The sequence below is a fragment of the Jiangella anatolica genome (assembly GCF_003236295.1).
Classification (GTDB): Bacteria; Actinomycetota; Actinomycetes; order Jiangellales; family Jiangellaceae; genus Jiangella; species Jiangella anatolica.
This window is the reverse complement of sequence record NZ_POTW01000217.1, coordinates 1-450: the sequence shown is the minus strand read 5'-3', so window position 1 is coordinate 450 and position 450 is coordinate 1. Positions and strand designations below refer to the sequence as shown.

At 70.7% G+C, this 450-nt stretch carries 1 protein-coding gene; it reads right to left on the bottom strand.

Translation table 11 applies throughout. The features are described from left to right. Positions 1-337: LysR family transcriptional regulator (locus tag C1I92_RS33055; protein ID WP_146605396.1), on the bottom strand; the 337-nt coding region annotated here is incomplete at its 3' end. Between the last annotated feature and the right edge of the window lie 113 nt (positions 338-450).

The following is a 450-nucleotide window of genomic DNA, read 5'->3' as shown; positions in this document are numbered from 1 at the left end:
GGTCGACGGCCTTGAGCAGCACCGGTGCGGTCCACTCGCCGAGGAAGGCGACCCGCAGCCGGCCGGTGACGCCGCGTCCCGCCTCGACGGCCCGGCGTACCGCCTCGTCCATGCCGGCGACCAGCGGTGCCAGGTCGTCGGCGAGCTGCCGGCCGATGGGGGTGAGCTGCACGACCCGGCTGGTACGCGCGAACAGCGGCGCGCCGATCCGGCGCTCCAGCTTCTTGATCACATGGCTGACCCGCCCGGTGGTTACCCGCAGGCGCTCGGCCGTGCGGCCGAAGTGCAGCTCCTCGGCGAGGGTCAGCAAGGTCTCGACCTCGTACCGTTCCAGCACGTCCCGTCCCATCGTTGACTCCGGCTCAACGATGGTAGTGCGATCGTGGCTTGGTCGGCGCCACCGGCCGGCGGATCGTGAAGGGCATGAACACGACGACACTCACCGACCAT